At 49.6% G+C, this 11,663-nt stretch carries 2 protein-coding genes; both read right to left on the bottom strand.

Annotated features, from left to right (window positions below; translation table 11 throughout):
- Nucleotides 1-7,864, bottom strand: a 7,864-nt coding sequence (locus Q0294_RS08400; RefSeq protein WP_299463273.1) for a hypothetical protein, incomplete at its 3' end; no start/stop codon positions are given.
- A 192-nt stretch (nucleotides 7,865-8,056) separates the two neighbouring features.
- Nucleotides 8,057-11,584 (bottom strand): hypothetical protein, encoded by a 3,528-nt coding sequence (locus Q0294_RS08405; protein WP_299463276.1) that lies wholly within the window; start codon nucleotides 11,582-11,584, stop codon nucleotides 8,057-8,059.
- Between the last annotated feature and the right edge of the window lie 79 nt (nucleotides 11,585-11,663).

Consider the following 11,663-nt stretch of genomic DNA (forward strand, 5'->3'; position numbering starts at 1 on the left):
TCCATCCCTGCAGGAATAACCAGCCTGCTAAACCGAACAGAGCAAGCAAAACCCCCAACCATTTTTGTGACACTGCTGATTGCGGGCAACAGGTTGCAGACAATAGCAGTCCGATCAAAACTACGCTCCAGAGCACAGTCCAAAGCAGCGCGGAACCAACCTCGTACGTGTTCTCAGGTCTCACGTTTAATGCCAGTTTGGGTTGACCATTAATTTTTGTGAATTCCAGTTTATGACCATGCAGGGGAAGACCAAACTTCAGAGAAATCCCCCCAGTTTGAGTCCAGGCAGTCTGTTGGCTCCGGTTCTCCATTCCCCAGGTCACATTAGTTTGACGATCTGCAGCACGAGAGAATGGATCTGCAGCAAATCCGCCAAGCCCTCCGCCAAATCCACCAGCCATTGGTTCAGCAGGCATTTCTTGAGATTGATTTTCCCGTTTAAACTCGGGCCTGAAGCTCCCTGCAGGGGGCATCATCGGCTTTTTCCCAGAGCTTTTACCATCGTTGGAACTTAAAACACCAGCACCCGGCACTTGCCCTTGCTGCTGAAGCCCTAACGGAGACTGAAACTGTCCGGCAGCATTTTCGAAGCTTTGCTGGCGCCGGAGCGCACGGCTATCAACGGGTTGAGACTGCGCTCCCTGTTGTTTTTTTTCAGCAGCTTTGTCGGTTGGATTATAACTTGAGAATCCTTTTAATTGAGATTTTGTATCTTTGACTGGATGGGGAGGCCCTGGTTTTCCGACCGGGGTCCCGACTATAGGTTGGCCGAATGCCGCGTTCAGTTCTGTTTGAGAACCGGAGCCGCTATTCGCCTTAAACAACGTCTCATTATTTCCAATGACTAACTGATTAAACGTTTCTTCCGAGTCAAAGTCCGCCCTCCCATTTGAATTTGCATCTTGGGAAGAACGAAGTAGTTTTTCCTGTTGTGCCTGACGTTGCTGCTCCTTTAATTGAATCTCACCAATCTGCTGTTTGATTCGCAAGCTCTGCTGCCCACCGCTCGAAAACGAACTCGTATCCAGCTGTTGTTCCACTTGTTTGAGGTTACTGATCACCCGGCTGCGAACGCGATCACTTTTGCTGCCGCTGTAAACGGAGTATAAATTTTCAACATCTTTGGTCAGGTTTGTAAAATTCAAACCAGCAGCATCCACTTTTTCAACGGGAGTCATATTGGTCCGCGGATCATCGAGCAGTGCTGTCGCAGAATATTCGTCGGGAACATAAACGGTCCACCTGGTTTGAGCCACCGGTATCCCATAATCGGGATCTTCAGCAGGGATCACAATCTGTGGTGGCTGTAAATCAATTGTCTCTGCCTGCCAGCGAAAGGCCCCTTGGGGTAACGGTGCTGACAAGCGACCTGCCAGAATCAAATTCACTGAAAACGACAGATCGGCGGCACTCCCTTTGGGCAATGCGATCAGGTAAACAGCTTCGCCTGAGTCCTTTATTTGCGGATCACGTTTTAGCAGAACCGGAGCAGTAGGCATCTCTTTTACAAAAGCGCTCAAGACTTGAGTATTTTCCGGAAGGCGCACCGCCAGAAATTGACGTGAACGGTTTCGCAATCGATATTCAGCATGGGTTTTCCAGCTGCCATCATTAGCCAATACCGTTGTCAACTCGGCCAGATTGACGGCAGCGGCGGCCCCTTGATCAGCCTGGAACTGTTGTATCTGGTAAGTGGGAGGTTTGTCGCTACGCATGATGCGTGCCAGTTCCATCGCCTGATTTGCCAGAGCATCGTTAATCACCAGAGGCACTTCCTGACGATCAACGGAATTAATACTTGCCTGATTCAGCAAAGAAAGTCGTGCCCATGAATGATTCACGAGCATCAGATAATGTTGTTGAGTCTCCAGCTCGGTTGTCAGAGGATCAACTTTGCCACTGGTATCCATCACGCGCACCTGGGGGATTTCGATCTGACCGGAAGCAGGAGGGGACAACGTCGATTCAGCTGTGATGAAGTAAGACCCCTCGACCGAATCCTGCAGATAAATGGTCCATTGCACAACGGCACCACCAATCACCCGTTTATCCACCTGTCGAATCGATTCCCCACGAAAATCCAGATGCTCACCCAACCAGGCAGGAGTTGTAAACGATAATACATCGGTAGCAGCCCCCTGAATGGACCAGCGAATCCCCACTGTATGACTCACCGAAACATTCCCTACGGTTGTCATTACCAGGGAGTTGGCTGTAATACCGGGCTGCGCGGGAGAAAGTTCCAGTTTAATCCACTCTGGTAATTCTGCCGTTGAACGGAATGCAAATTGAGGCAGTCGGGATTGCTGTGCTTTCAGTTCAGACGACAAATCATCAGCCGAAATCGAACGCCAGTCCTTTAATTCCGGAGCACGGGCTACCAGAGATTCATCACACCAGATGGCCAGATCGCTGCGGATCGATGATACTTCCAAAGGGGTCGGCATCACGATTTCTGCGTCACGCTGGTTGGCATCCCGTGAAACCACACCGTCCAGGACGATATCCACCTGACTTGTTTTCAGCTCCGCAAATTCGAGAATCAGTACCCGCATATCATCGGCATTCTGCTCAATAACATACCAGTCGTCCAACCCTTCCGCGTTGACATTCAGAACCAGATAAGATTCCGGCAGTTCAAGTACAAACGTCGATTCAGGAATTCCCTTCAAATGATATCTCACCTTGCTGGAAAGAGTCATTTTTCGGGGTGACACTAAAACAGCGTGTTCGGCGATCGCCTGCTTATCCGCCTGTCTGCGGGAGACAGCAAAACGAAATGTCAATGGCCGTCGGGAAAAACGATATGCCCATTGCGGATTCAAAGCCTGTCCGGCGATGTTTAATATCGGTGAAGAAGTAGCCGGATTCTGAAATTGTCGCGAATCGATCTGAATCGCCCCCGCAATTTCTTCGGGTCGAATTTGAAAATAGGGCACGGAATACACGCCGACAGTCCCGGTTTCATTTGTAATATTCTCAGGCACGATCTGGGGTAAATTGAGAGATCGGGATTGCTTGCCTATCGATAACGGCTGAAAGGCGACCACATTTACCTTGGTCGCATCTTTAATATCACGTCGCAAGAAGATCTTGATGCGGCGTGCTTCGCCAGTGCCCACAATCTCCCAGCCCCCGACATCGGGACCACTGATGGATTGGATGCGTAACCCTTCGGAGATTTGTAAAATCGCCTGATTAATTTCCCCTTGCCGGATATGGTATTGATGCTCGCTCTGCAGTTCCAGACCCGCATCCTGAATGATCGTTGAGATTGTGGACTGACATTGCACGATTCCCTGAATGGCGCCACGCGCTTCTGCCGGTCGCCAGGCGATTTGAATATCGCCCCCCTGATCGATGGGGAGTTCAAGCACTGCTTTCCCTGCGACCATCTGCTTGCGATAAGCGGCTCTGGTCCCTGTGACGCTGATTTGTGACTCCGGATCGGAAAGTTCCAGAGTCAATCGTCCGCTGGCAACCGCCTGCAGATCAATGCGAAAACTGCCTGCGGTTCCGGCCTGCTGCGCGGGAAGATCGAATTCCAGATCCAGCAGATGCAGACCCGGCTTGGAAATGACAATGGAATAAAAATGCTCTGCGACTGCTTTTGTCGCGCTGAATTTATTCTGAGGATACGTCAATAACGTTGCTGATTTTCCATCCAACAGCGCACTGCTAATCGCGGCTTCTCCCAACGGTAAAGGGAGTGTGACGGGCTGGTTGCCAACCGTGTGAATTACCAGACGCCCCGTCACATGCACGATGGCCTGACCTGCTTCTGCTCCCGTCTGTACTTTGGCAGCATACAGCGCCTGACTGACGGCTCCCACAGATAGGTCTGCCTGATCTACCGGCTGATCAGGGTGTGCTGCATTCCAGAGCTTCTTAAATTCGTCGCGTGACAGAAAAATTCGTTGTGAGCTGAGAGGATCAGTGCCTGCTTCATAGGGGACGACCAGATCCTGAGGTGGACGTGGCTCGACTACGGGTTTCTGTTGAGCAAACACAGCCCCAGGGTCACTCATTAAAGTGCCGAGCAGAATCAGTGAAGCAATCGTGGCCTTCTGCTTATCTGCAGAACAGAGTACCGCTTTGATTTCCGATCGAAGATGTCGCGCAAACCAGTCTAGTCCCCAGAACACGGCTGTCAGAATCGATCCAAAAAAGAGACCATCCAGAACTTCCTGAAATCTGACGGGAAAAAGTGCACTGCAGGCTACAGGAAATAGAACGCCAACCAGAATCACCAGCAGTTTTCTCACACAAGATATTCCCCGTAACAACCAGGACAACCAGAGCATGCCGGCAATCACGGCGATGAATATTCTCTGACTGCTGTGTGTCTGCTGCAGCGAAACCACCAGCGCCAAAGGTTTTTGCTGAGGTTCACCATAATATTGAAATGCCAGCGACCGGAAACCTTCCGGCTCCGGCAAAGGAGCCACCACCGACAATCGCCCCCCCAATACTCTGGCAGGCAGCGGCTCGGCGAATTGATCAGCCATTTCCTTTTTCGCAGACTCACCGAGTTTGGTGACCGTGAGATCAGACTTCCCCTTCATTCCCTGGGAAAAGACCTGACCACCTTCAATTCGTCTTTTAGATTTTGTGATTAACCGTTGATTTTTCAGATCTGGCACCATTTGATCTAAAATTGGTTGTTTTCTGTACGAATCCCTTTCTGCTAATGAGGGAAGATTCACAGCTTCTGGTTTCGCAGCAGGTTCTACACTGAATTCCGTTTGAGGTGTTGCCGTTACTCCCATAGCTTCTCGTTCATTAAAGTTGAGGTCTTTCGTATCATTAAGGTAATACGCAGACGGCGATGGCCGTTCCCCCGAGATTCTTACTGACGCACGTGGCGAGTCCAGCGCGGGCAATAGCAAGAGAAACAACAAAAACAGTACACAGAATCCTCCCACAAGAGACGCTATACCTGAGAGACCCCCTCTGCGGAAACAGTAGGTGCAAATCAGAATTGCAAGGGAGACAATCAAAACAATAAACGCTCTACCCAGAATATTCCTGAACGGAAGTACGGAAAGGTGCTGGCGCACGTTTTCAATCAGACCGGGACGCTCTAATGGTTTATCGGGTGTAAAATCTCCCGAACTCTCTGTGATGAGAAACTCATTTGGGTACAGAACAGACCATGCCTGATTCAGAATTTTTAAGGGTTGAGTCTGTCCTGTTCCATCCACAACGGCTACCTGTGGCGGCGTTTGTGTAAATTGTCGTGCCTGATATACGGGAGGCCGGTTTGCATCGTACAACAGCTTCAATGTATGAGTGCCGTCAGATTGACTGTCAGACGAAATGGGAATGATGAAAGCCTGACCGGTATTGCGAACTTCAACGGGATTTTCATCCACAAGTGCAGACAGCAATTGTGCCTGATCGGGTAATACAACCTGCAGCGATTGAACGCCCACCGCCGAAAACAGAAGTGTTGCCTCGTTTTGGACTTCTCCTGCATGCCCTAACACACTTTTCAAGATCAGTTGATGCGCAATCGCCGTCGGAACCGCTGTCTGATCAAAGCGGGTTTCCTCAGCCTGAATCTGATGTCCGACTCCGACAAACCGATAGGCAGCCACAATTCGTTCGCGTGGCTGATATGCCACCGGCAATTGCAGTTCGGCGGCATCAATGGATGTCAGCGATTGCCCCCGCAAACCGGTTGCCTGAATTTTCAACCGCTGATCCCCTTCGGCTTCGAACGCCACCTCGCCATACTGGCGATCTGCAGACATGATCTGCAATTGAGGAACCTTGACAGTCTCCCCCACTTTTCGAGGCTGTTCTACCGTCACTGCCAGAATCTGTTTCCCGCTCAAGCGTCGATCCATTTTCAACGTCCAGACGCGCACTTCGTTCTGCGGTTCGTCGGCCACCTGTTCAATAATTTTGCCCGTCGTTTCCAGCAGGCGAAATTGAAGGTCCGTGCCTGCACTTTCCGGCAGCGCGACCATAAGTGTCCGATAACTGCCCCGCTCTACATTCAGAGTCGCTTCGAAATGTGAAAATAAAGTCGTCTGATCCAGTCTTATATATTGTAAATGATGCGCGGCCAACTGCAGTGGCTTACGGGATACAGTCAGACTGCCTGAGTAGTTATTGTCCTGATACTGATATCCGAAGCGCATCTGGGGCAGCCGTTCCTGCATCGGTTCCAGATTCGTCAACCCGCTGGGAACCAGATCCCAGTCACTGTCGGCGTTAATCACAATCGAGCCTTCCAGGATTTTCGCCTGGGGGAGTTCTATTTTGGGGAGTTCCAGCAACAGACTGTCGGCATCCGGAGGCCAGTTTTCCAGATCACGATGGGCAACTACGACGACTTTGGCTTCCGTATTGGCGGGCAGCGCTTTGGGGAAAGTGAGTCGAATCAACTTGCTGCCTGCTTCTCGGGAGGATTCTTTCCAGTCGATGTTATTGTCCTGTAGAGTTGCCCCCAGAATGGTCCACTCGGCCGGAACTTTCATCTGAAATTCAAACAGCGGCGCAAACAGACTTTCCACGGTCGTGACCAGTCGCAGATCCATACCCTGCTCATTGATGTTTACAATCGTAGAAGCGGCCATCTGCACTTCGGAACGTTTTTCCTGAGTTACCAGAGTTATCTCGAACTTCTGCTGCCAGAAATCATAATCCAACCCGGGACTGACTACGATACGTTCGGGAGTTTCTTTCCGCATTGGTGTCTTTTCAAGTGCCTGCCGCCTGACGCCGTCCGTCTTTTCAACCTGCAAACGAACGCCCAACGGATAGCGAATCAAGACAGAACCAACGTGCGAGTTTATCTTTTCGATGTAAAGATCAGGAACTTTCCAGGCTTGATCTGTCTCGGTTGTCATCACGCCGCGACAGACAATGTGACGCTCCCCTTCAATGGGTTGCCGATAATTCAGGGTGATCTCAGTTCTGTTTCGATCCTGCATACTGTCGTTTAATACCCATGATTCCAAGCCCGTTGATTCCACACTGACAATTTCCAGAGATTGAGGAACGCTGAGCACGATCCGATCCAGGGGTTGACCAAAAATTGTGAGAGCCGACTGTGCCTGCCAGGCAACTTTCCCGGGACTCACTGCAATACCAATCGCGGTGCGGGCAAAGATCAGAGAATCATTCGACTGTTGCCGGGCCTGCTCTGTGATTTTTAAACTAACCTGTCCATCACCGCCGATGGGAAGTTCATAATGTTCTATTTTGTCTACCGAGGCAGACGGCTTCACGATCAAATCATTCACGACGAGGTGCTGCTTTGCGGGAATTTCTATCTTGAATCGGCTGGCGACATGAGGCAGGAGTTGAAACTGCGAGACCTGATCGCTGCCAACGGTATTCAAAGGCGCTGACAGTTGCAGCACAAGCCGATGTTCGCCCGGCAGCTGACTGAATAACTGCAGCATCGCAGTTTTTCCTGTGGAACGCGCAATCATCGCCGGACGTTGATCCAATATTGCAGATTCAATCGCCAACCCATTCAAAGGCAAATTCATCACCACTAATTGCTGTTCAAATTGTCGAAAGGAAATCGTCGCTTCGATTAATAACTGATGATCAGAGACCTTTGTCTGGTAGGTTGCATCATGAATCACAATCTCTGACCGGGGAAGTTCAACGCCACCTGAGTTCACTTTGGCCTGTTTTTTCAATGCCTCAAACTGGGCACGCGGCAATAACACGCCGCTGCGGTCGCGTGTGATTAAGGCATCCAACTCATCCACGGGAATATAAACGGCGGTTTTCGGCCATTTTTTCAAATCGGGAGCGGGAACACGCTCTTTGACAACCGACTTCTGCGCCAGGACGGGCTGTTCAATAATTGAACTCAGGCAGAGAAAGCAGCCCATCAGACACACCGACCAACTCAGCAAATTTTTTCGATGAAAAATTGGCGTCTGGTAAGCTGTTGCGAAACCGCGAGAACTTGTTTTATTCAGAATCATGGCGAACCTCATTGAAGTTTGTCGCTCACAGTTAATCTTTTAAAATCTCTCATTAACGATGCCCGTCTTGACATAGGCAGGCACCACGCTCGTCTCTCAGCTTTTTTTGCCAGATTGATTTTGCAGAAAGTCATCAAAAATACCCGGCGGCGGAATCACAGCAGCTGATGAACCACTGACTGTGAGTTTGGAATCCAGTGAATCGGCCGATGAACGGGGTTTTGAAATCCCGGAACGAAGTCCCGTGAAAGCATACAGAATCCACAACCCCAACATCGCCAGAATCCCATAACGGGCGGCATAAACGCCATTGAGAATTATATTTGCATTCGTCAAAGCGAACATGGCAAGGATGAATACCAGAAAGATCAGAACACTGACCTTGTTTTGCCAGGACCTGTTTCGCATCACCAAGGCAATCAGGACCAACGAGCCACTCAAGATCCAGGTGTAAAAGGAGATTTTCCACCAGGAAACACTGATTTCGCTACTGTCACCCAAACGTGTATAAGTAAAGGTACGGCCCTCTGTCGGGAAATCGATCAAAGAACCACCAGACGTACCAATCCAGGAATCAAATTCGGTCCCAGAAGCCTGAATGCCTCCACGTTTGGGAACAATCCCAGCAAGATAAGGTTGATGCTCGGGTTCAAAATCATCAGAGACGCTGACCAGCGCATACTGCTCTGGCACCCAGATCGCCGTCTTTAATTGTTGCACAACTACGTTTTCACCTTTGGTCCCTCCAAAGCGAGGCAGTGGCAGCCTCAGGTTTCCTCCTGTTGAATCTGTGATCCGAGGAACCGCTTTCGTAAATAACAGGCTGATCAGGAAAGATTGATCCGAAGACTGATCGCGGGCCACATTAATGAAGTAGGTTGACCAGCCATCTTCACTTTGGCTCTGATCATCTTTTTCCAGTGGGACAGGTTGCCCCGCGACCGTAATGCTTAACGGCTCCATCCCTTCCGGAAGCGCAACCTTCAACTGCTGTCGCTCACTCGATTTCATTAAATAACGACAACGATACGTTGAACGCCCTTCCTTGCTCACCACGACTTCCACCAGAGACTTCAGAATGATTGTCTCAACGACTTCCTGAATTTTGTGTCGCGTGAATGAGAGTTCCAGAGTGACCGGCTGGTTAAAGTACCGGTAGGCTAAAAATCCTTCCTGGGGCAATAACTTCAATTCACGAATATCGATCGGATCCAGCAACTCATCCAATTGAGATGTAGAGACAGAAAGTGTCTTTGATTTTTTTACAGAAATTTCTCCATAAACTCTCGATAACGGAACATCACGTGACCGCTGATTGTCATCCGATTTTACCAGACCAAGTACTTTCAACGGCTGCAGGACAATTTTCTTCAGCGACAATTCATCCTGTTCGCTTTCGGGCGCTGCTTGCTTTTTACTGTCAGCTTTTGCCTCTTCCTTGTCGCCCGCTTCTTTTTCGGCAGGCTTTGCTGCAGATGCCAGCATCCCCGGTGTGATGTCATAACGGACTTCAAGCGAATAGGGGCCTTGCACGTTCCGCTGTGTGGTCACGGTCCAGACAACCCAGCCTTCGACCGCTTCTTCTGCACGGTTTTTCTGCTTGATCGACGGAGCCGGTGCAGCTGACAAGGAACGAATCTGGATCAGATCAGCAATCGCTTCCGGCACAGCAAAACGAAACGTATCGACGCCGGCATACTGCACCTGATAATCAATCCTGCTGGTTATTTCTGCGATCTGCTCCTTCACGTCAACACTGGTGGCGACATCTGCGACAAGTCGTGTTGGCTTAATCCGGATCTGAACAGGAATCGTGACCGGACGACGATTGTAATCCCAAAGTGAAGCTAACGACATGTTGCCGGCAGGCTGTGACCTCTGGGTATTCGTCGCAGGTTGCGCACCAATCACGTCCGGGTTGCTGATAATCAGCTCCATCGATTCCGGTGCATAAATGGCAATCTGACCTGTTTCCCGTTCGACGCTTGTCGGTTCCAGTAATGGGACACTGATCTTTGATTCCTGCTCTCCCTGATTAAAATCCTGATGAGCACGAATCTGCAGTTTTAATTTCCCCTGATACTTTTGCAGTAATGAAATTGTTAACAGTCGAGACTGCTTATCAAAATTGTATTCTTTCAAACCCGCGACATTGACAGAGTCAATCACAAGTTGATCAGGAACTTTCAATTGAAAAGAAAAGATGCCTGCCCGCTGAATGTCATAATCGAGTTGCGCGCCGAGTTTAATTTCATCTTCGCCGAAAAAGCACTCGGTTAAGTGATTGACAAAAATCCGAGGCTCCAGTGGCTGTACGCTGATTTGCAATTTCGCTGAGGGGTTGAAAAATCGGTAATAAACAGCGTTCGACCGTTGGATACTCGCAGGTATGCCAGCCTCTTCACTACGGGTCACCCCTTCCGAACTGGTGACAGTAAACGTCATGCTTTCACCGGGCACAATGGCAATCTGGCCACTTTCCCTGATCACATCAAGTGCATGAATTCCGTTCGTCGCTGTGTCTGACAAACCTAATATTTCGAATGCTTCTTCCGGGATTTCTTTTTCCGTATGCACTTCAATCAATGCACCATTTTGCAGCTTATTAAGAAACTCAACCGAGATTACCTGCCTGCCAGCCGCTTTCTCGACTTTCCAGCTTTTAATTTTGGTATTTGAGGAAGCAAGATCCAGAATACGATCATTAAGCGGAACGGCAATCCGCGCACTCTGCATATCGCCTCGCAGAACATCATATTTTAAAGATGTCTGTGTATGGATCAGGCCGTCTCGAATAGACACCAATGTGGAATTCTCAACACTCGCCAATAAGTCCATTTCCGGTTTCGTGCTCTCACGGGGATACCAGAGAACAGTGATTTGATCAGTCGCTCCCAAAGTCGATTTGATCAAGGTGGAAGTTTTAGGAGATTCGACAGGCAGTCGCACCAGCTGTGGAGTGATTTTCACAGTCTGGTCCGCTTCCGGAATGGTCAATTCCAGAGCCGTGATCCCAACCGTCGGACATTCAAATTGGAAACTGCGTCCCTCGGGGGAATTTTTCACACGTGTTAACAATTCAATCTGCACCTGATGCTCCCCTTTCTCTGAGAGCAGCAGCGCATAGCTTCCGTTACCGGTTCCCCGCAAGAAGACCTGGGACTTCCCGGAAGTGACCTTTCCAATGGCGGCGTTACCAAAACGCAGGGGAACTTCCACCCAGGGATCCCCCATCACCTGTACCGTCAGGTTGCAGTTGATGCGGACGACATTCTCTTCAATTGTTCCGGTATAAGATGAATTTGTCACGACAGCTTTGACCGGAAAATTGATGCCCCCATCAGGAGAGATCCCAGCCGCCTGCGACCAGAGTTTCAGATACTCCAGGTAAGGCATGAAGATTGTCGCATCGGACTTATTGAACACGTCCTTGATATTTTTAAAGGGGAGATATATCAGACGATCCCATTCGTCCTGTTTTTCTGAAGTTTTATCCTTTTCTGCCACAGCAGGTTTACCGGCATCGACCGGTGGCTGCGCCACCAGATATTGTGGAACCCCCAACAAAAAACAAGCCATCAACGAAAAAAGGAAGAAACGAGGTGTGAATCTCAGATGTCGCATATTATCCACCTTTTGTACATTATTCAGTACCCTCGCCAATTGGTGAGAATAGACAGCAAACAGGTCAATCGCGTAAAAA

The sequence above is a fragment of the uncultured Gimesia sp. genome (assembly GCF_937919775.1).
Lineage (GTDB): Bacteria > Planctomycetota > Planctomycetia > Planctomycetales > Planctomycetaceae > Gimesia.

Bases quoted from the DNA above. Each gene is read 5' to 3' on its own strand.
- Q0294_RS08405 (WP_299463276.1), bottom strand. From the start codon at position 11,584: ATGCGACATCTGAGATTCACACCTCGTTTCTTCCTTTTTTCGTTGATG.